Source organism: Photorhabdus africana, from assembly GCF_035181445.1.
Classification (GTDB): Bacteria; Pseudomonadota; Gammaproteobacteria; order Enterobacterales; family Enterobacteriaceae; genus Photorhabdus; species Photorhabdus laumondii.
Genome location: NZ_JAXBVE010000059.1, coordinates 1 through 20,502, shown reverse-complemented (window position 1 = coordinate 20,502; position 20,502 = coordinate 1). Strand labels below are relative to the sequence as shown.

The following is a 20,502-nucleotide window of genomic DNA, read 5'->3' as shown; positions in this document are numbered from 1 at the left end:
CAAGAACATAAAATGGTGACAGGAATGCAATCTTACCACCATGAGCTTTTGAGTTTATTAGGTGCACAATATAAAGCGGTTTATTCCTGAATTAGGTGCGGAATGAAGGGTTAATCTTATACTTTCCAAATACTAAACCAATTAAAACACCTGAAACACCAGAAAGACACATAGCAAAACTATAATGACTGCCATTTAATCCCTGCTCCATAAAGCTAAGAGCGATTAAGCTATCTGATAGATAACCAAAACAAGTTAAAGTGGAAATAACAATAAATGAAAACAATATTTTATTATTTTTCATTATATTAAAGTAATTAATTAGTGATATCTTGTTTTTTTGCGATTAACATTGATCAACGGTTCTGAAACAAAAATATATAAGACTGCTGAAATAAAATAAAGCATTGATATTAAAATAAGAATCTGTTTTGTTGAGTAATAAATGAGAATAAAACCTAAAAATAACGGGGCCAACATTTTGTACGTTTGAAATAAAACCTGCCAATAACTAAAGTTTTTTTTTCAAATTGATTGGTTGATATTTTTTTAATATTTTAAAATTAGAAGGCCCTAAAAATAAACGAAGGATGTTTTTAATAAAAGAATAAAGAATAAAGAATAAAGAATAAAGAATAAAGAATAAAGAATATATATATTAATGTCATCAATATTGTATTGAAAAGTGGTAATAACACCGCAAAGTAATGAAATGATAATAATGTACTTTTTTGGTTTTATACTTTCATCTACAAATGACGAAACATAGGGCGTTAGAAATAGTAACGATGCAGCATATGAAATTGTATATAACGATGAGTATATACCTTATGGATTTCAAGATGCATCGCGACGGCAAGGGAGTGAATCCCCGGGAGCATAGCAAACTATGTGACCGGGGTGAGCGAGTGCAGCCAACAAAGAGGCAACTTGAAAGATGACGGGTATATCGCTCCACCGTTCCAGTGATATATAATTAACGTGAATGATATTATCATCTCCAAATACAAGGTAAAAGAGTTTCCTGAGGAGGCTAATATTAATTTGCGAAATTCTTTATCCATTATTTTCCTCCAACTAAAATAGCCTCAGTAAATATAGCGGTTGCAATAATTACCTTCTTTTTAGTATTTCCAATTGAATAACATCTACTATTGATTTAATTACTGCATCTTTAGTTAATGTATCAGTATCAATAATTTTCCAAGTGTCATCATAAAACGTCTGGTATTGATTAAGAACGTGTTTTTGGTATTCTATAAAATCATATTTTTCATTTATCTCTAATTTTCCAGATTCACTAGGTTTTAATATTTTTTTCCTTTTTTCAGCAATGCTTGGAGGAACATCAAGATATATCACCATGTCTGGTTTTGTGTTTATAGATAAAACCGATTTGCTTAATTTTGCTAATTCCGTGGATTTAAGTAAGAATCTTGCTAAATATTTATAATACCAACTATCACATATAATAACTTTACCTTGCAATAAACAAGGTTGAATAATTAAACTATCTAAAACAGCAAACCATGATGCTATCAATAGAATCCAATGCCGGTCACCAAGTTCACCCAATGGAGCTGAAATGTCATAATCCCAAAGGAGATCTCGTATTTTTCCCATGTGATACATACTATACCCAGATGGCAGTAAAGGATAATTCTTATCTAAAAAAACAATATTATTATAATCTAGAGATAAGATATCATAAACTTCTCGTGAAATTGTTGATTTACCTGCACCATCATTTCCTTCGAAAGCTATAAATAAACCGCGTTTAATCATTTCTTTTTTCCCCGTAGTACGCTTCAGTATCAAGTGAATTTCTACCACTACCGATAATAAATGGTTTGAATACATACCTCATGTGACATGATCTCCCAAATAGATGAGTTTTTTATGCCAATCCTCGGCTGTTAAATATGCTATTGTCTTTTTTACATCAAATAATCTGCCTGCATAAATTGCATAATCTGACGATGAAAATGCCCCTAATGTTTTTGGGGAAAATGACACTTTATATATTTTCGATTTATACCCAATGGATTTCAAGATGGATCGCGACGGCAAGGGAGTGAATCCCCGGGAGCATAGCAAACTATGTGACCGGGGTGAGCGAATGCAGCCAACAAAGAGGCAACTTGAAAGATGACGGGTATAATCTTTATTCTTTCCATTGCATTCCCCTTATGTATTATTTATGTTAATGCCTCTAGTCTTTTGAATTCCGATATATAAAAATTAGCATTTGTATTATTTATTCCAATTTTTTCCAACTCTGAAACAACCTCAAACTCTGTTTTTTCATTATCTATTACTAACCAAACTTTATATGCATCTGAATTAATTTCACATAATGCTTTTTTTGCGAAAAGTATTAATTTCCCATCCTTGCACAAGACTCTATACCATAAATTTTTTATTATTGGTTTATTATTTTCATCTGATAATGAAATGTCGGATGTATTAGCTATTCTTTTCTTTGCAAAAGATACATCGTAACCAAAAATATCTTTCCCTTGACAATAGTCTAAAGTTAATTGCCACATTTTAGCAACTGAGTTTATATAATCAATTGTTGAAATATCATTGATTACATTAAATTTTGAACAAACCATCAAGTATATAGATGTTATTGGATGGTCTTTTCCAAACACTTTCATTGCATTTTGATAGCGCCACTTTATTAAAGTGGATGTGTTTTCACTGGAAGCAAGAATATAATCCATTGCTGAATTAACTGTTCGTTCAAAGTTGAATGCCGCTGATATTAGGTCATTATTTAAAATATTTCCAATCCCATCGGAAAAACACTTTTCTCCAAAGTTTTTTGCTTTGTTCTTAAGTATTTCACATAATTTAGTTTTATTTATTTCTCCTTTTAATTTGTTAAAATTATTTGATTTTATAATCGCTTCCCCTGTTAACATCCTATGAGATAAATGTAATTTATACCAATCGGAATTTGAACCTCCAGTGTTGATTATCTTCATGATTTCTTTTATCTCTTTTAAAGAGATTATTGTCACTTCTAACATTCCTATATCGGATGGTATAAATATCTCCTCGCATTCTATTTCTAGTTCTCCTTCCAATATAACATAAACATCATAATCAGATTTTGGTGTTGCAAACCCTTCAATGACTGAACCTGACAAGTAGCAAGTATACAGATCAGTATCATTAAATTTTTTATTTATTATTACTGTTATTTCCCTTTTTACATTAATAATGTCCATACCTTACCTTTTATCTTATAAATGAAATAACAAATAAAGGAATAAAGGAATAAAGGAATAAAGGTTATGGTATACCTTTATTCCTTTTTCTATTAATTAGGGGATGAATTCATTAAACCATTATCATAATTCAATGTTTCATCATCAGTTAGTGGTCTAAATGCTTGTGCTGTTATCACATTCATTTTATGCCCCTCTAGGATTTTTTTGACGAATAAACTGGATTAAAATTTAATTCAGCATCCTAATAATAACAGTTTTTTTTAATTTAGCCATGTGATAGTTAATATATTTGTGGGCACCATCACAACTAAAAATATAACCCATTGAAAAGACTGTAAATTATTTGTTGCTTTTTGTGATAAAATATGTATCAAACTTGGTATGCTTTCCAAGAGGTTCATTTGACGTAATTATTTGAATTTATTGTTATTATTTTTTCGGTCATGTATTCAATGCAGTGTTCATCATGTAAAATTCTGTCATTTATTAAAAAATTCTTGATGACCAGAATACACGTTTTTATTTATCTTTCAGTCACCGTATTCTTCGTTGGCGCAACCGAATTCATGTTGTCATCCATGCTTCCCTCTTGTAGTCGCTTTCGAGACAACGGCATTTGCTACTCAGGAACTTGAGCGGATATACAATAATAATAACGCTTTGTAGATATTTTCTACGCAATAAATCGACAGGTGAACCCCGATCCCTCTCGGGCTCACCAAATCGTCAGACATATGAGAATGGATTTTTAATAACCAAGCTGTCTTCCAACATCTGTCCGTGATTCATGTCTTCACTATAGAGCGTCCGACAACCTGCGATGACCGCAGCCGCCACAATACAAGAATCGTAGAATGACAAACGATAACGCTCTGCAATAAGCCTAGCTCGGTCATGAACTTCAACCGTAAGAGGCACGATTTTGCAAAAACTACGTACAATATCGAAGAACTCCGCTATCTCTTCCCAACTCATCTTAAGTTTACGCACACACACGTGTGCCACTTCGTTGAGTACCTGCACACTGATGACCGGATTCGCCTTCAGCAGCGCTTCAGCACTATCGGCCTTGGTCACGTCTTGCGACAGCAGGTACAGCACCACATTGCTGTCGATAAAACCACAAGACTTAACCCCTACCATTCGCTTCATCTCTACTGAACTTGAAATCTGTCGGCAACTTACCGCGGAATGTTCGAAGACGCTCCAACAACACCTCAGATCCAGGCTTCTTGCATACTGCGAAGGTACGCGGATCATCCACTACAATCTCAATATCATCACCTTCACGCAATTCCAGAATTTCAACTAAGCTAGCTGGCAGACGTATGGCAAGGCTGTTACCCCATTTTGCTACTTTCATGATATTACCTCCTTGGATATACACTTTTACTGTATATCTACTCTTGCAAAATACAAGCTTAACCAAAGCATCTAACCCGAATGTGGGGAAGACTTTTATCAGGTTTCCTGTAGCTAAAAGAATGTACATAAGGGATAAACGCCATTCTTATATCCTATCCGGTATCCGGCATACCTAATCCGATAAATTAATTCTATGCTCGCTTTCTTTATTGCGGATATTACTAATGCGCTTCCCCTTTTTCCTTTGTAATATTTAATACTTTCACATCTGCCTAATCTGGCCTGCCCCCTTATATGTATTTCACAATAGCTTTTCTACGTCACTGACTCATCACGTTTTACCGCAAAAAATATACGAACATCTATCTATACCCGTCATCTTTCAAGTTGCCTCTTTGTTGGCTGCACTCACTCACCCCGGTCACATAGTTACCTATGCTCCCGGGGATTCGTTCCCTTGCCGTCGCGATGCATCTTGAAATCCATAGGGTATATATATGGAGTTAAATCGAGCTTATGAACAAAAAAGCACAATATTCATCCACTCTGGAACAGAGTACAAAATACACGTTTTTATTTATCCTTTCAGTCACCGTATTCTTCGTTGGCGCAACCGAATTCATGTTGTCATCCATGCTTAGCCCTCTTGCAATCGCCTTCGGGACAACGGCGGTCGGAGCATCCTGGCTGGTATCCAGCTATGCATTTTCCTACGCTCTGGCAGCACCTATATTTGGGTATTTTTCAGATCGTATTAACAGAAGCAGATTACTTCTGATTTCTCTGCTGTTTTTCGCCGCAGATGGCCTCGCTATCACTCTTGCTCCCACTCTTAATATCGCAATCACGCTGCGAATTTTTGGCGGTATAGCATCAGCGGTCATCATACCCACCGTATTTGCCTTGATCGCCGATATCATTCCCTATAATCGCCAAGCCGGAGCGATGGGTATCGTTATGCTCGGTATGACTTTTGGCATTGCATTCGGCCCAGCTTTAGCCGGGATATTGACAGATTTAATAAATTGGCAAGCGCCATTTTTATTTAGCGCACTCGGCTGTGTCGTTACATTCATCATCGGGCTCTACTGCTTTCCATCAAAAACTGCACCTCTAAAGCCAACAAACCAGCGCTTAGGCTGGTTTCGGCAATGGTCGGTTGTCAGGCCACTCATTGCAAAAGGGGCGTGGAATGGTGCCGGTGTCTCTGCTTTTCTTTTGTCTGGAGAAGTTCTACGTCAACGGTACGGATTTGGCCCCACTGAAATCGGTTTGACTGTTGCAGCCTTTGGTGCTGGCTTAGGCTTAGGCAATCTGTCCGCTGGTTTGCTTCGCAAGCTTTGCGGTCGAGAAGAAGTGACTTTGGTTTTGATCAGTTTGCTACTGACTGGTGTGATCTCAGTTTTTATGCTTGTTCCGCTTACGCTTCCCGGTTCTCTAGGATGTTTAATATTCTGGGGTGCCGCACTGGGCGTTGGAGCGCCGACAAGTACCGTCGTTTTGGCAACACGATCAGGCCCTCACAAAGGTATGGTTCTGGCCTTTGCAGAAACATTCAATAATCTGGGGATCTTGTGTTTAGTGCCATTAGCCACTATTGGGTTAGTCACAGGAGGTTCAAGCACAGCAATGGCCGTGCTATCCGTCGGATTGGTCATCGGCCTTACATTGACAATATTGGATTTCTGGCTGACGCGCTCGGCAAATCCTTCTCGATGAATCTTCACCCTCTGGCTTTATTTCCCCATCGTACATTTGATGGGGATAATCGTTATTCTGTCCAGAGGGACATGAGTAAATTTTCAGTTACAACCAGAATAACCAAGCAAACAGAGAGATGATCGCGATACAGGCAATATTCAGAACTATACCCACTCTGACCATTTCAGTCTGTTTAATATGACCGGAGCTGAAAACAATCGCGTTAGGTGGTGTGGCAACCGGCAACATAAAGGCACAGGATGCCCCAAATCCGATAATGAGTGTCAGCGTCATTATCGGCATCCCCAACGCTTCCGCAACGGTTGCGAATATCGGCACTAGCAAAGCTGCGCTAGCTGTATTACTGGTAAATTCAGTCAGGAAGATAATAAACGCAGCGACCGCAACAATAATCATAAACCAGTGGCTTGCGCCAAAAGTCGCGGCCATACCATTCGCCATGATTTCACTAGCACCTGAGTTTTTCAAAATAGCGCTTAAAGTCAGACCACCGCCAAACAGTATCAACACCCCCCACTCGGTATTATTCTGAATCTGCGACCAACTCGCCACCCCCGTTATGCCAATCAGAACAGCAGCACTGACAGCAATAATGGTATCCAGATCTTTCACGCCCCCCAAGGCAGAACTGATCACCGTGCTAAAGATCCAGCAAAATACGGTTAATAGGAAGATCAGCATGGTCATCAGACGTTTGCCAGTCCAATCCAGTTTTTCCAGCTTCATGTCGAATTTATGATTCAAATTCGGGCGCAACATCAGATACATAACACCCACCATCATTGGCAACAGAATAACCACCAATGGAACCCCAAACTTCATCCAATTGAAGAAATCGATACCCAATTGTGCCGCTGCAATCGCGTTTGGCGGGCTTCCCACCAAAGTACCTAAGCCACCGATACTTGCACTATAAGCCACACCCAACAGCACAAATACAAACGTATGGCGCTCAGAACGCGCATCCAGATTAGACAAAATACCCAATACTAATGGCAGCATCATCGCGGCAGTCGCTGTGTTACTGATCCACATGGAAAGGCCAGCCGTCACACCAAACAACAACATCACCGCTACAGATAAACGTCCACGGGCAATCATCAGCAAACGGTTAGCAATCAGTCTGTCCAATCCTTGGATGTGAAGTGCCGTTGCCAGAGCAAAGCCACCAAAAAACAGGAAGATAATGGGATTAGCAAAAGATTTCAGCGCATCTCCCGTATTCATCAATCCCATACCAACTGCCAGAATTGGAATACATAATGCAGTAATCGTGACGTGAATAGCTTCGGTAAGCCACAGCACGCCAACAAATACCATTAGTGCTAAACCTGCATTAGCTTTTTCACCAAACGGTAATGTATTAAGTAAAATAAATAGTAACGCAATATCAACAGCCAGAATAATTAAGCCTTTTTTATTCGAAAAATTTGGCCTTATCGCTGTGGTTAAAGATTCAGAAACATCCATGGTGACTCCATTAGCGCCGGTGATATCTGATCCACCATTGCTACAATTGTTAAAAAAATACAAGACGTGTGAATATAAGGAGTCTTCTCCAGGAAGCAAATGCAGTTCTTTAAATTTTGGGATCTAAAGCGCGATAATTAGCCGATTAAATCGTAACAGATGGTATTTTATACAAATTTTTGTTATTACATCACATTATTACATCTTTATAGGTATAGTAAATCGTTACGTTTTATGCAGTTTTTTGGGCACAAAAGCAGGTGAGTTTTACTTTTCCTCAAGTTACTAACAAACCCATTTGAAAAACGAGAGAGTGTTTTAGCATCAACGATGGTTAAAAATATGGCGAATTGATTTACCAGAAAGATTATAGGTTGACGGGTATTTAAACATTAACAAGACCACTTTTTTCATTTTTCACCGAAAGCTTTATGATGGTAGGCTTTAAACTGTTATTAAAAGCCACTATTTAAATTTCTGGTTTTAATCGTACAAAGTTTTAACCGTTTTTTAAAACCCAATGGTCTTTTTCGTTTCCTGAATAATATTTAATTTAACCGTTTTCATTAAACTAACACTTAGTTTTTCATTCTTATACATTTTATCTTTTAGATTTAAAACCAGAGAGGGTGACAGGTATGCTAATGGTTTTAAGACACCCCTCACTCCTTTAATCATTTCTATACCCGTTATCTTTCAAATGGCACGAAAAGCGATCATCCACATGATTTAACCTGAGAGAATAGGGCCACGAGCTATAAAATTATTTTTTTACTCGATTATAAACAAGAGAGAAAATCAATACACACGTCAGATTTTCACACTTAATTAAACCGATTACATGAACAGCGAATTTTTTCACATTCCATCTAGCATGCTTCACATTATAATTCTTCATTAAAAACATAATTACTTATTGCGTCGTAAAAGTGATAACCTTACATAGAATTTTTTACAGTTTTACAGTTTTACAGTTTTACAGTTTTACAGTTTTACAGTTTTACAGTTTTACAGTTTTACAGTTTTACAGTTTTACAGTTTTACAGTTTTACAGTTCAATCATGACAGGTGAAATTATGAAAGATAAAACGATGAGTTTCTCTGTAAACAAAGATCTGGATGTTCATTCAAAAAGCTTTGATGCTTTTATATCGTATATGGAAAACAGCAACGATTTTTGGATTATAAAAGATAGCGAATCTCGATTCGTCTATGCGAATGATATTATGCTTTATTACAGCGGCCTCCCTAAGGGTTTTAACATAGAAGGCAAGCTTGATAGTGAATGTCCAGCACCGTGGGCTGAGTTTGAAGATATTATACAAGCTAATGATAAAAACGTAATGACGAGTCAAAAGACCATTCCGGTACTAAACACTTTCACTTATGGCGGGAGACAAAAAATAATCCAGCCATTCATGCTCAATGTGATCCCCTTAATAAAGGATGGAAAATGCATTGGGGTTGTTGGTCATGGTAAAAAACTTGAAATTTATTCCATGTATCATTTTGAAAACAACATTCACCCTGACTCATTAACTTTTGGCAAACCGACTGATTTATTTACTGATAGAGAGTTCGATATAGTATTTTTTGCGTTGCAATCGCTAAGCGCTAAAGACATAGCTAGAAAATTAGGTATCACATATAGAACGGTACAAAGTAGGTTACAATTTATTTACCAAAAAATAGGGATAAATTCATTAAGCCAGTTAAAAGAATATTGCAGGGGTAAGGGGTATGATAACTATGCTCCTACCCGATTTATTAACCCTAATCCCTATATACCTCTGGCATAACAATGCACAGCATTGCTGTCGTTACTATACCATTAGGATTCTGTCTAAACAGAATCCTATGCGACGACCAAAACTCGCTTAACAAAGCGAAAAGCAGTTTTGTGGGATACCTCACATGAACGTTATCACGGTCTTACAGTTCAATCATGATAGGTGAAATTATGAAAGATAACACGATGAGTTTCTCTGTAAATAAAGATCTGGATGTTCATTCAAAAAGCTTTGATGCTTTCATATCGTATATGGAGAACTGTAATGAGTTCTGGTATATAAAAGATAAGGAATCGAGATTTATCTATATGAATGATTACGGACTTCATCATAGCGGACTACCCAAAGGGTTTAATGTTGAAGGTAAACTGGATAGTGAATGCCCGGTTTATTGGTCTGAGATTGCTGATATTATTCAATCTAATGATCGTAGAGTGATGGAGGAAAAAAAAGTCATTCCTACTTTGATTACATTTATGTATGGCGGTAGGGATAAAATTATTCAACCATTTATGGCGGACGTCACGCCTTTGATAAAAGATGGAGAGTCGATTGGCGTAGTAGGCAGAGCTAAAAAGCTAGAAATTTTTTCAATGTATCATATGGAAATTAATAAACCTCCTGAATCATTATCATTTGGCAATCCAACTGAGATTTTTACAGATAGAGAGTTCGATATAGTATTTTTTGCGTTGCAATCACTCAGTGCTAAAGATATAGCGAGAAAATTAAGTATTACCTATAGAACGGTACAAAGCAGGTTACAATTTATTTATCAAAAAATAGGGATAAATTCATTAAGCCAGTTAAAGGAATATTGCAGAGATAAGGGGTACGATAATTATGCTCCTACCCGATTTATTAACCCTAATCCCTATATACCTCTAGTATAACAATGAACCACACCGTTATCGTCATTATGCTATTAGGGTTCTGCTTGGCAGAACCTTAAGCCTTGTTTCTCTCACATTCCATCCAGCATATTTCATATTGCAATTACTCATTAAAAACATAATTACTAATAAAAATTTTACACAATATAGAATATTAGCATATTGAAGGTGATTACAGGAAACTGCTCCTCTGTAAAATCATCCGCACCAAATAGGTGCCCAAAAACTCATAAATATAATTATCCATTGTGTCGCAAAAGTGATAACCTTACATGGAAATTATTCCAGTTTTACCGTTTAATCATATAGGTGAAATTATGAAAGATAACACGATGAGTTTCTCTGTAAATAAAGATCTGGATGTTCATTCAAAAAGCTTTGATGCTTTCATATCATATATGGAAAACAGCAACGATTTTTGGATCATAAAAGATAGCGAATCTCGATTCGTTTATGCTAATGATGCTACACTTTATTACAGTGGTCTCCCAAAGGGGTTCAATATAGAAGGAAGACTTGATATTGAATGTCCAGGACCGTGGGTTGATTTTGTAGATGTTATACAAGCTAATGATAAAAATGTAATGACGAGTCAAAAAACCATTCCGGTACTAAATACCTTCATTTATGGTGGGAGAGAAAAAATAATCCAACCATTCCTGGTCGATATTACACCGCTAATGAAGGATGGGAAATGCATTGGCATTGTTGGGCACGGTAAAAAACTTGAAATTTATTCCATGTACCATTTTGAAAACAACATTCACCCTGATTCATTAACTTTTGGCAAACCAACTGATTTATTTACTGATAGAGAGTTCGATATAGTATTTTTTGCGTTGCAATCACTCAGTGCTAAAGATATAGCCAGAAAATTAGGTATTACCTATAGAACGGTACAAAGCAGGCTACATATCATTTACCAGAAAATAGGGATAAATTCATTAAGCCAGTTAAAAGAATATTGCAGGGGTAAGGGGTATGATAACTATGCTCCTACCCGATTTATTAACCCTAATCCCTATATACCTCTGGCATAACAATGCGTAACATCACTGTCGTTACTATGTCATTAAGGTTCTGCCTAGCAGAACCTTATGCTCAGCAGCGCGAAGGGAGATTTTACGGGATACCTCACATGGAGGTTATCACAGTTTTACAGTTCAATCATGATAGGTGAAATTATGAAAGATGACACTATGAGTTTCTCTGTAAATAAAGATCCGGATGTTTATTCAAAAAGCTTTGACACTTTCATCTCATACATGGAAAACAGCAATGATGTTTGGGTAATAAAAGACAAGGAACATCGATTCATCTATGCCAATGATACTATGATTCATTACAGCGGTCTTCCTAAGGATTTTAACATAGAAGGGAGGCTTGATGGTGAGTGTCCAGCACCGTGGTCTGAGTTTGAAAATATTATACAAGCTAATGATAACAATGTAATGACCAGCCAAAAGACCATTCCGGTACTACACACCTTCACTTATGTCGGAAAAGAAAAAATAATCCAACCATTTCTGGTCAATGTTACACCGCTAATGAAGGATGGAGAATGCATTGGGATTGTGTCGCACGGTAAAAAACTTCAAATTTATTCCATGTACCATTTTGAAAACAACAGGCATCCTGACTCATTAACTTTTGGCAAACCAACTGATTTATTTACTGATAGAGAGTTCGATATAGTATTTTTTGCTTTGCAATCACTAAGCGCCAAAGATATTGCTAGAAAATTAGGTATTACCTATAGAACGGTACAAAGCAGGTTACAATTTATTTACCAAAAAATAGGGATAAATTCATTAAGCCAGTTAAAGGAATATTGCAGAGATAAGGGGTACGATAATTATGCTCCTACCCGATTTATTAACCCTAATCCCTATATACCGCTAGTATAACAATGAACCACACCATTATCGTCATTATGCTATTAGGGTTCTGCTCGGCAGAACCTTAAGCCTTGTTTCTCTCACATTCCATCCAGCATATTGCAATTATTCATTAAGAACATAATTACTAATAAAAATTTTACACAATATAGAATATTAGCATATTGAAGGTGATGACAGGAAACTGCTCCTCTGTAAAATCATCCTCACCAAATAGGTGCCCAAAACTCATAAATATAATTATCCATTGTGTTGTAAAAGTGATAATTTTACATGGGAGTTTTTACAATTTAATCATATAGGTGAAATTATGAAAGATAACACGATGAGTTTCTCTGTAAACAAGGATCTGGATGTTCATTCAAAAAGCTTTGACGCCTTTATATCATATATGGAAAACAGCAATGATATTTGGGCTATAAAAGACAACGAACATCGATTCATCTATGCCAACGATACAATGATTTATTACAGCGGTCTTCCTAAAGGTTTTAATATAGAAGGGAGGCTTGATGGTGAGTGTCCAGCACCGTGGTCTGAGTTTGAAAATATTATACAAGCTAGTTGTGATGTTGTAATGACGTGTCAAAAAACCATTCCAGTATTAAACACCTTGACTTATGGTGGGAAACAAAAAATGATCCAACCATTTATGCTCAATGTTACCCCCCTAATGAAGGATGGGAAATGCATTGGGGTTGTTGGTCACGGTAAAAAACTTGAAATTTATTCCATGTATCATTTTGAAAACAACATTCAGCCTGACTCATTAACTTTTGGCAAACCAACTGATTTATTTACTGATAGAGAGTTCGATATAGTATTTTTTGCATTACAATCGCTAAGCGCTAAAGATATTGCCAGAAAATTAAGTATTACCTATAGAACGGTACAAAGCAGGCTACATATCATTTATCAGAAAATAGGGATAAATTCATTAAGCCAGTTAAAAGAATATTGCAGGGGTAAGGGGTATGATAACTACGCTCCTACCCGATTTATTAACACGAATCCCTATATACCGCTAGTATAACAATGAACCACACCATTATCGTCACTATGCTATTAGGGTTCTGCCTGGCAGAACCTTACACCTTATTTCTCTCACACTCCATCCAGAATATTTTATATTGCAATTATTCATTAAAAACATAATTACTAATAAAAATTTCACACAATATAGAATATTAGCATATTGAAAATGATTACAGGAAATTGCTCCTCTGTAAAATCATCCGCATAAAAGATAAACTCCTTTTAAAACTGATAAACATAATTACTCATTGTGTCGTAAAAGTGATAACCTTACATAGAAGTTATTCCAGTTTTACCGTTTAATCATATAGGTGAAATTATGAAAGATAACACGATGAGTTTCTCTGTAAACAAAGATCTGGATGTTCATTCAAAAAGCTTTGACGCCTTTATATCATATATGGAAAACAGCAACGATTTTTGGGCTATAAAAGACAACGAACATCGATTCGTCTATGCCAATGATATTATGCTTTATTACAGCGGTCTTCCTAAGGGTTTTAGCATAGAAGGGAGGCTTGTTAGTGAGTGTCCAGCTCCGTGGTCTGAGCTTGAAGATATTGTACATGCTAGTGATGGCAATGTAATGACGACTCAAAAGACCATTCCGGTATTAAACACCTTCACTTACGGCGGGAGAGAAAAAATAATCCAACCATTTTTGGTCGATGTTACACCACTAATGAAGGATGGAGAATGTATTGGGGTTGTGGGGCACGGTAGAAAACTTGAAATTTATTCCATGTATCATTTTGAAAACAACAGGCATCCTGAATCATTATCATTTGGCAACCCAACTGAGATTTTTACAGATAGAGAATTCGATATAGTATTTTTTGCTTTGCAATCATTAAGCGCTAAAGATATAGCGAGAAAATTAAGTATTACCTATAGAACGGTACAAAGCAGGCTACATATCATTTATCAGAAAATAGGGATAAATTCATTAAGCCAGTTAAAAGAATATTGCAGGGGTAAAGGATATAATAACTATGCTCCTACCCGATTTATTAACCCTAATCCCTTTATACCTCTGGCATAACAATGAACCACATCGTTATTATCACTATGCCATTAGGGTTCTGCCAAGCAGAACCTTATGCTCCGGCCAAAACTCACTCAGCAGCACGAAGGGTGATTTTACGGGATACCTCACATGGAGGTTATCACAGTTTTACAGTTCAATTATGATAGGTGAAATTATGAAAGATGACACTATGAGTTTCTCTGTAAACAAAGATCTGGATGTTCATTCAAAAAGCTTTGACGCCTTTATATCATATATGGAAAACAGCAACGATTTTTGGGCTATAAAAGACAAGGAACATCGATTCATCTATGCCAATGATACAATGATTTATTACAGCGGTCTTCCTAAAGGTTTTAATATAGAAGGGAGGCTTGATGGTGAGTGTCCAGCACCGTGGTCTGAGTTTGAAAATATTATACAAGCGAGTTGTGATGTTGTAATGACGAGTCAAAAAACCATTCCAGTATTAAACACCTTGACTTATGGTGGGAAACAAAAAATGATCCAACCATTTCTGACCAATGTTACACCGCTAATGAAGGATGGAGAATGCATTGGCATTGTTGGACACGGCAAAAAACTTGAAATTTACTCCATGTATCATTTTGAAAATAACATTCATCCAGAGTCATTAACTTTTGGCAAACCAACTGATTTATTTACCGACAGAGAGTTCGATATAGTATTTTTTGCTTTGCAATCATTAAGCGCTAAAGATATAGCGAGAAAATTAAGTATTACCTATAGAACGGTACAAAGCAGGCTACATATCATTTATCAGAAAATAGGGATAAATTCATTAAGCCAGTTAAAAGAATATTGCAGAGGTAAGGGGTATGATAACTATGCTCCTACCCGATTTATTAACTCGAATCCCTATATAACTCTGGCATAACAATGAACCACTCCGTCACTGTTCCATTAGGGTTCTGCCAAGCAGAATCCTACCCACTTCCAAAAAAATTTTTGGTTTATCCGCTTTTGTAATATTACGCCTATCTGGCGATCCGCGAAATCAACAGAAATATAGAGAGGAATGTCAGCACAGTACAAAAGATTAAATAATTTATACAGAAAAATTAATTATGACAAACATCAAGGCAGGGAGTTAATCACTCCATTTTAATCATACCTGAAACTTTCCACAAAACACTAGAAAAGTTTCAGGTACTTAATCTCTTCTCATTGACTTTTTTTCGAGAAGTTTATTTTAATTCATTTTGAATATCTGCTTGGCCATATTTCAAAAGGCTCACAATTTAGAGCGGTAGCAATGAGTTTCTCACCTTTAGGCCACGGACGATGCAAAGCATTTGATAAAGTGGATGATGCAAGCCCCGCATCCCTTGAAACAGCAGCTAACGACGTTCCCCGTTTTTTAAGCCCTGCAATAATATCAGCCGGGTGCCAGTCGCTTTTTACAATCATTCCTTATTCTCCTTTCAGTTTGGTTATTCAAGGTGCTATATTCATACTTTCTTCAAATTTATATTTTTATACCCGTTATCTTTCAAGTTGCCTCTTTGTTGGCTGCACTCGCTCACCCCGGTCACATAGTTATCTATGCTCCCGGGGATTCGCTCCCTTGCCGTCGCGATGTATCTTGAAATCCATAGGGTATATATTGTTACAGCTTTTCCCCTGAGTCCGCACTGGTGCGGAATACTAAAAAATAACTGTACTAAGACGTTAAACCCCGCTAAGTACAGCTAAATATTCCAATAGAAAAATGTTATATCTAACGATTAAAAGTCATAAATGAATTTTAATCGTTAATAAATGTTCTTTTATGAATACTCGAATATTTAAAAAGTTTAGTTATTTTGGGAAATGTTGGAAGCTGCATTAAATACATTAATGAATGCCCTAAAAAAGCGCTTCAATTACGAGGAATAACACCCATTAAATACTTTATGTCCATCGAAAAATTGTTTGTGCAACGGCAAATCAGCCAGTCGATAATTATCGACTGGCTGAATGACTGTTAACGTGCTTCATTCTGTGCCGTTAATCTATCCTTAATGCGACAAAACCATCGCCCTCCCAATAACGCCACCACAAGTTCAAGAGAAGCTATTGCAGCTAGAGTGAGGATAAACAAGGTCTTGCCCGCACCCACTAATATCCATCCACCTATTGCAGGAAATCCAAATATCCCCACAAAGTAGGCGACAACGAACCAAGTGAGGGCAGCGTGACGATTCTCAAGCGCAGAATCGTTTACTGCCCATGTTTGAATAACGGGATACACCAATCCATAGCCTATCCCCGTTAACATGGCCGCCACAATCTGGAACACAGGGTTAACTGGTATGCCTAACAGGGCCAGAATGCCCATGATTAAGAATAACATCAGCGCGATGACCAATGGGATACGGGGCATCATCGATAAACGCCGGGCTAACAAAAGCCGCGACACAACCACAGTCGCTGCATGTACAGCAAAGAATGTACTTGCATTTGCTTGAGTCCCTTCAACCAACGAACTTTGGAACGACATCATTCCAGAGAATACGCAGCCTCCCAACCCCACCATTACAATGGGACGGATCGCACTACTGGCAGCAATCTTGGTTATTTTTTTCACCCAAGGTCTCAGTGATAATTCCCGTTGACCATGCGGTTCCCTGATCCCAAAGGTCGCCAGAAGTAGTGAGGCGAGGATGCCAATGACGCCAACAAAGAGAAACGTTGTTTGTATGGGCACTCCTGCCTGTTCAACCGCGGCGGCGAGGAGGATGGGACTGCCGCAAATCCCAGCCATTTGAAACGCGCTGAAACGGGTAAACCAGTGGCCCCTGTCAGCATCAGTGACACGCTCTGACAACGCCATAGGCCCACTGATATAGAACATGCCCCAACCGAGTCCAATCAAGAACGCTGCGATGCGCGGGATGTAACTCAGTTCACCGCTGAAACCGCCTAAAAGAAAATAACCACAAGACATCGCCAGCGCCGCGAGGGCTGCAAGGCGTGATGCTTCCAGTTGCCCGGCAAACCATCCAACCAAAGGAACGCCAATCAAAGTGCCGACCAAGGCCACGCTAAGGGTCGTCCCAGTGTCAATGTCACTCCCCCCTTGTGAGCGAAAATACGCGGAAATAAGAAAGGTGGCACCATATCCCCCCGCAGTGAACAGGGTTCCGAACAGGAGAAAAAGTGCCGACATTGTTCGCATAAGTCAAACTCCATCTTAATGATTACAGGACGCCGAATGGCTTTGGCACCATCGACCTCAGTTTATTCACCGTTTTTTCCAGACGGAGACAAACATAGCGTATCTCGTCTTCATTATTAAATCTTCCTAACCCGAAGCGCACACTGGCTTGCGCCTGTGCATCACTGACGCCTATTGCCTTCAGTACATGTGACGGTGCCCTACTAGCGGATGTGCATGCAGACCCAGAGGACAACGCAACCTCGGAAAGCTCCAGCAAAAGCGAGTCAGCATCCAAACCGTTGAAGGAGACATTTAACAGACCGGGAAGGCATTCGGTAAGATGGCCGTTTATTCGAACGTCAGCCACATGCTCGATAATATACGACCGAAGCAAATCCCGTAAATAACGTAACCTCATCGACTCATCAGGCAAGTTTTTAACCGACAGTTCGACGGCACGCCCGAAACCTACTATCCCCGGGACGTTGAGGGTTCCTGAGCGTAAGCCTCGCTCATGTCCCCCGCCAACGATGAGAGGAGCGAGTGCTATATTCTTATTGCGTGAATCGATATAAAGTGCACCGACCCCCTTTGGTCCATATATTTTGTGCGCGGAAAATGAAGCAAGGCTGATATTCATGCGCTGTACATCAAATTTTATTTTGCCGAGCGCTTGCGTGGCGTCGGTATGAAGAGGAATGTCATGTTCCTTACAGATCGCGCCTATCTCTTCAATTTTTTGTATTGAACCAATCTCGTTGTTGGCAGCCATAATCGAAACGAGATAGGTATCATCTCTTATTGCACGAGATATTGAATCTGGGGATACGATGCCGTCGCTTTGCGGCGGTAAATAGGTCACCTCCGTTCCCATTGCTTCGAGCCTACCGCAACAATCAAGAACAGCTTTATGCTCAATTGTCGATGTGATGATATGTCCCCTTTTGCCCCGATGTTGAAGGCCCGCGATGGCGAGATTGTTCGACTCGGTGGAACCCGACGTGAATATAATATCGGAATGACTCGTCGCATTTATCGATGTTGATATCAATTTTCTTGCGTTATCAACAGCTTCCATAGCTTTCCACCCAAATGCATGGTGATTACTGGAAGCATTTCCATAAGCGCTGGTAAAATAGGGCATCATAGTTTGAAGCACATCGGGATCTAATGGCGTTGTAGCATTGTTATCCAAATATATCGGCCGGGTTAAGTTGTACATAATTTATTTCCCCCACTAACAAACAAAGATGAAATTATTTTTTTATTATCTTGACTATATCTATACCCTATGGATTTCAAGATGCATCGCGGCGGCAAGGGAGCAAATCCCCGGAAGCATAGATAACGATGTGACCGGGGTAAGTGAGTGCAGCCAACAAAGAGACAACTTGAAAGATGGCGGGTATATATCTGCTAGGCAGTAATTACATCACCTTGACTCACCTCCCCCTCTTCATTAACAAGATTAAGACGAATGGCGGTTGAAACACCGAGCATATGACTGAGTTGCAGCCCACGCACATAGGCCAAAGCTCTCGACCAAGCGCAATCCTCAAAGAACACCTCCAGAATAGTATCTGAGCCTTTGTGATCACCGGCAGCTTTCTCAAAGTACTCCTTCGTAATTGCCGCACAGGTGAGTTTCTGGGTCGGCTCTTCGTAAGAAGTATCTGATGTCGGCGGTTTGCCGTCAGCGAGGTTTTTGGACACCATCCGCCGTGTGATGATTTCGGGTATTTCTCCAGAGGCTAGGATGTGGACAAGGTGCTGCCTGGCTGAATCTTCGTGAATAACACGTATCTCACTGAGCGGAATCTGATATTTTTCTGCTACGGGCAAGAAGATATTCCTGATCGAGGCGTGGAGATGACTCAGGCGGGGGTTCCGTTTTTGAGAATTAGTGAGATTATTTATCAGGAACTGGAGGCGGAATATCCCATGATGATCGAACGCCACGGATATCCTCGGTAATTGACCACATTCATCTTGGCTTCGTTTGGCGAACATCAGAGCAGCCTCAAAGGCTTTCAACTGAGCCTCGACAACTATCTCACTATCCTTATTGAGATAAACGCGTGAATTCCCTGCCAGTATGCTTACGTTAGTTTCTCGCTGATTCATTTTCATCAATATCCTTTTCCAAGATGGATCGTACGTATAAGGATGACCGCAAAAATCCATTAAATTTTAGATCGGGGAAGTTCTATAAAGAGTGGCCAATATAACGAATGGAAAATAAGGCGCTCTTTATAATTTCACGTACGTTAAATATCTTTTTCTCTTGCAACCTCGGTTATGAAATAAATATGTCTGATATCAAGCAAAAGTATAATTGCCATAAAAAAGCTGAGTTCTGGATTCTGAGTTCTGAGTTCTGAGTTCTGAGTTCTGAGTTCTGAGTTCTGAGTTCTGACTAAAGGTTAGCGTGTCTTTTCTATTAAAAAATAGATCTTCGTCTTGTTTAAATGTTTTTTTCTTTTTAACCTTGCAGTCGAGGCTCTGAGCCCGACCATCGGACATCATTTAGCTCTCAGCTTACCGGGTAATTCTGTCACACCAATACAAGGCTCTAGTTGCCAAGTATGGATATGTCCGAACTGTTGTTGAGACAGCTAACTAAAATCCGTTATATCAAGGTAAATCTTCTCAGCAACATTAAAGGGGGGATTCTCGCTATTAAACCATCGGCGAAAAGTCTCATATGTGAAAACATGGCTGCACCGACGGCCTCAGGAAAACTCAAAAATTGACGTTGTAGAAGTTATCAGGCTATTACCCTTATGACCGTCATTCCGCACCGTATTTCTGATTTCAAAATAGTGTGATCTTACACAGGTTTTTTGTATTGATGACATCGGTGGGGTTGACGGTAATCGCCAATTTTGATCTATTAC

At 38.4% G+C, this 20,502-nt stretch carries 18 protein-coding genes; 8 read left to right on the top strand and 10 right to left on the bottom strand.

Annotated elements, in window-relative coordinates; genetic code table 11:
• Positions 1–1,113: 1,113 nt before the first annotated feature.
• From SLS51_RS21225 to SLS51_RS21205, 5 genes are all read right to left on the bottom strand, one after another.
• Entirely contained in the window at positions 1,114–1,785 is a 672-nt protein-coding gene (locus tag SLS51_RS21225; RefSeq protein ID WP_323840543.1) for a dTMP kinase, read from the bottom strand.
• Positions 1,786–2,048: 263 nt separating this feature from the next.
• On the bottom strand, positions 2,049–2,177 hold the full coding sequence (locus SLS51_RS21220; RefSeq protein ID WP_323840542.1) for a hypothetical protein: 129 nt from the start codon (positions 2,175–2,177) through the stop codon (positions 2,049–2,051).
• A 21-nt stretch (positions 2,178–2,198) separates the two neighbouring features.
• Complete coding sequence (locus SLS51_RS21215; RefSeq protein ID WP_323840541.1) at positions 2,199–3,239, bottom strand: hypothetical protein; 1,041 nt, start codon at positions 3,237–3,239, stop codon at positions 2,199–2,201.
• Between the two features lie 729 nt (positions 3,240–3,968).
• Complete coding sequence (locus tag SLS51_RS21210) at positions 3,969–4,385, bottom strand: PIN domain-containing protein (protein WP_323840540.1); 417 nt, start codon at positions 4,383–4,385, stop codon at positions 3,969–3,971.
• The gene (locus SLS51_RS21205; protein ID WP_323840539.1) at positions 4,372–4,629 is read right to left on the bottom strand and encodes an AbrB/MazE/SpoVT family DNA-binding domain-containing protein; all 258 of its coding nucleotides are present in this window, start codon (positions 4,627–4,629) and stop codon (positions 4,372–4,374) included. The genes SLS51_RS21210 and SLS51_RS21205 overlap by 14 nt, the downstream gene beginning before the upstream one ends.
• A 494-nt stretch (positions 4,630–5,123) precedes the next feature.
• Here SLS51_RS21205 and SLS51_RS21200 point away from each other — a divergent pair, with 494 nt between their 5' ends.
• Positions 5,124–6,326, top strand: coding sequence for an MFS transporter (locus SLS51_RS21200; protein ID WP_323840538.1), 1,203 nt, complete (start codon positions 5,124–5,126; stop codon positions 6,324–6,326).
• A gap of 87 nt (positions 6,327–6,413) precedes the next feature.
• Here the strand turns inward: SLS51_RS21200 and SLS51_RS21195 are convergent, their stop codons facing one another.
• Positions 6,414–7,799 carry an SLC13 family permease gene (locus SLS51_RS21195; protein ID WP_323840537.1) on the bottom strand — a complete coding sequence of 462 codons (1,386 nt, stop codon included), beginning with the start codon at positions 7,797–7,799 and terminating at the stop codon, positions 6,414–6,416.
• 1,076 nt (positions 7,800–8,875) lie between these two features.
• On the opposite strand from SLS51_RS21195, the gene SLS51_RS21190 reads away from it, so the two are divergent.
• The 7 genes from SLS51_RS21190 (at position 8,876) to SLS51_RS21160 (ending at position 15,340) form a co-directional block, all read left to right on the top strand.
• Positions 8,876–9,598: a helix-turn-helix transcriptional regulator gene (locus SLS51_RS21190; protein WP_323840536.1), complete on the top strand. Its 723-nt coding sequence runs from the start codon at positions 8,876–8,878 to the stop codon at positions 9,596–9,598.
• A gap of 161 nt (positions 9,599–9,759) precedes the next feature.
• A complete protein-coding gene (locus tag SLS51_RS21185) occupies positions 9,760–10,482 on the top strand; it encodes a helix-turn-helix transcriptional regulator (RefSeq protein WP_323840535.1) in 723 nt (240 codons plus the stop codon).
• Positions 10,483–10,799: 317 nt separating this feature from the next.
• On the top strand, positions 10,800–11,522 hold the full coding sequence (locus SLS51_RS21180; protein WP_323840534.1) for a helix-turn-helix transcriptional regulator: 723 nt from the start codon (positions 10,800–10,802) through the stop codon (positions 11,520–11,522).
• 144 nt (positions 11,523–11,666) lie between these two features.
• A complete protein-coding gene (locus tag SLS51_RS21175) occupies positions 11,667–12,389 on the top strand; it encodes a helix-turn-helix transcriptional regulator (protein ID WP_323840533.1) in 723 nt (240 codons plus the stop codon).
• A gap of 301 nt (positions 12,390–12,690) precedes the next feature.
• Positions 12,691–13,413, top strand: a complete 723-nt coding sequence (locus tag SLS51_RS21170; RefSeq protein WP_323840532.1) for a helix-turn-helix transcriptional regulator — start codon at positions 12,691–12,693, stop codon at positions 13,411–13,413.
• Positions 13,414–13,734: 321 nt separating this feature from the next.
• A complete protein-coding gene (locus SLS51_RS21165) occupies positions 13,735–14,457 on the top strand; it encodes a helix-turn-helix transcriptional regulator (RefSeq protein WP_323840531.1) in 723 nt (240 codons plus the stop codon).
• A gap of 160 nt (positions 14,458–14,617) precedes the next feature.
• Positions 14,618–15,340 carry a helix-turn-helix transcriptional regulator gene (locus SLS51_RS21160; RefSeq protein WP_323840530.1) on the top strand — a complete coding sequence of 241 codons (723 nt, stop codon included), beginning with the start codon at positions 14,618–14,620 and terminating at the stop codon, positions 15,338–15,340.
• Positions 15,341–15,660: 320 nt separating this feature from the next.
• Here the strand turns inward: SLS51_RS21160 and SLS51_RS21155 are convergent, their stop codons facing one another.
• From SLS51_RS21155 to SLS51_RS21140, 4 genes are all read right to left on the bottom strand, one after another.
• Positions 15,661–15,870, bottom strand: coding sequence for a helix-turn-helix domain-containing protein (locus SLS51_RS21155; protein WP_323840544.1), 210 nt, complete (start codon positions 15,868–15,870; stop codon positions 15,661–15,663).
• Positions 15,871–16,429: 559 nt separating this feature from the next.
• Positions 16,430–17,623, bottom strand: coding sequence for an MFS transporter (locus SLS51_RS21150; protein WP_323840529.1), 1,194 nt, complete (start codon positions 17,621–17,623; stop codon positions 16,430–16,432).
• A gap of 22 nt (positions 17,624–17,645) precedes the next feature.
• Positions 17,646–18,827: a cysteine desulfurase family protein gene (locus SLS51_RS21145; protein ID WP_323840528.1), complete on the bottom strand. Its 1,182-nt coding sequence runs from the start codon at positions 18,825–18,827 to the stop codon at positions 17,646–17,648.
• A 194-nt stretch (positions 18,828–19,021) separates the two neighbouring features.
• Positions 19,022–19,729, bottom strand: a complete 708-nt coding sequence (locus tag SLS51_RS21140; protein ID WP_323840527.1) for a hypothetical protein — start codon at positions 19,727–19,729, stop codon at positions 19,022–19,024.
• Positions 19,730–20,502: the final 773 nt, after the last annotated feature.

Bases quoted from the DNA above. Each gene is read 5' to 3' on its own strand.
- SLS51_RS21225 (WP_323840543.1), bottom strand. From the start codon at position 1,785: ATGATTAAACGCGGTTTATTTATAGCTTTCGAAGGAAATGATGGTGCA.
- SLS51_RS21220 (WP_323840542.1), bottom strand. From the start codon at position 2,177: ATGGAAAGAATAAAGATTATACCCGTCATCTTTCAAGTTGCCTCTTTG.
- SLS51_RS21215 (WP_323840541.1), bottom strand. From the start codon at position 3,239: ATGGACATTATTAATGTAAAAAGGGAAATAACAGTAATAATAAATAAA.
- SLS51_RS21210 (WP_323840540.1), bottom strand. From the start codon at position 4,385: ATGGTAGGGGTTAAGTCTTGTGGTTTTATCGACAGCAATGTGGTGCTG.
- SLS51_RS21200 (WP_323840538.1), top strand. From the start codon at position 5,124: ATGAACAAAAAAGCACAATATTCATCCACTCTGGAACAGAGTACAAAA.
- SLS51_RS21195 (WP_323840537.1), bottom strand. From the start codon at position 7,799: ATGGATGTTTCTGAATCTTTAACCACAGCGATAAGGCCAAATTTTTCG.
- SLS51_RS21190 (WP_323840536.1), top strand. From the start codon at position 8,876: ATGAAAGATAAAACGATGAGTTTCTCTGTAAACAAAGATCTGGATGTT.
- SLS51_RS21185 (WP_323840535.1), top strand. From the start codon at position 9,760: ATGAAAGATAACACGATGAGTTTCTCTGTAAATAAAGATCTGGATGTT.
- SLS51_RS21180 (WP_323840534.1), top strand. From the start codon at position 10,800: ATGAAAGATAACACGATGAGTTTCTCTGTAAATAAAGATCTGGATGTT.
- SLS51_RS21175 (WP_323840533.1), top strand. From the start codon at position 11,667: ATGAAAGATGACACTATGAGTTTCTCTGTAAATAAAGATCCGGATGTT.
- SLS51_RS21170 (WP_323840532.1), top strand. From the start codon at position 12,691: ATGAAAGATAACACGATGAGTTTCTCTGTAAACAAGGATCTGGATGTT.
- SLS51_RS21165 (WP_323840531.1), top strand. From the start codon at position 13,735: ATGAAAGATAACACGATGAGTTTCTCTGTAAACAAAGATCTGGATGTT.
- SLS51_RS21160 (WP_323840530.1), top strand. From the start codon at position 14,618: ATGAAAGATGACACTATGAGTTTCTCTGTAAACAAAGATCTGGATGTT.
- SLS51_RS21150 (WP_323840529.1), bottom strand. From the start codon at position 17,623: ATGCGAACAATGTCGGCACTTTTTCTCCTGTTCGGAACCCTGTTCACT.
- SLS51_RS21145 (WP_323840528.1), bottom strand. From the start codon at position 18,827: ATGTACAACTTAACCCGGCCGATATATTTGGATAACAATGCTACAACG.
- SLS51_RS21140 (WP_323840527.1), bottom strand. From the start codon at position 19,729: ATGAATCAGCGAGAAACTAACGTAAGCATACTGGCAGGGAATTCACGC.